Consider the following 518-nt stretch of genomic DNA (forward strand, 5'->3'; position numbering starts at 1 on the left):
TCGGGGTCGCCGGCTCGGTGCAGGATGTTGATCGCGGCGTTCACGTCTGCCTGCCACACCACCCCGCACCGGGTGCAGTGAAACCGGTCCCCGCTGCGTCGGCCGAAGTCGCCGCAGCGGTGACAGGTTTGTGAGGTGTAGGCGGCGTTGACGGGAACGAGCGCAGAACCTCTACGCTCCGACACGCTCTTCAGCGCCTCCGCGGTGACCCCCTTGGTCCACGCCGCGAGACGCCGATTGATGTTCTTGGGTAGCTTCTTACGCCCGGTGAAGCGTTTGGTGAGGTCCTCGGCGACCACGGTGCCGGCCTTGTCGACGACCTCGTGCACGGCGGTGAAGATCTCCGTACGCACCCGCACCCGGTGCCGGGCGGCCTGCCGATCCCGCTTGACCGTGCCAAGGTTGTTGGCCTTGATCCGGTGCGCTTTCGCGTGGTTACCGTGCAGGGCGGCGGTGTTGGCGATCGAGCGCAGCTTCGCCCGGCGCCGGTTGCGTTCCTTCAACCGGTCCGACTCGCG

Annotated in this window: 1 protein-coding gene; it reads right to left on the bottom strand. The window is 67.6% G+C overall.

Annotated elements, in window-relative coordinates:
• Positions 1 to 518 (bottom strand): zinc ribbon domain-containing protein (locus FXF52_RS41270; protein WP_148805083.1); only part of this gene is annotated, 518 nt, incomplete at both ends.

It is taken from the genome of Micromonospora sp. MP36 (assembly GCF_008119785.1).
Classification (GTDB): domain Bacteria; phylum Actinomycetota; class Actinomycetes; order Mycobacteriales; family Micromonosporaceae; genus Micromonospora.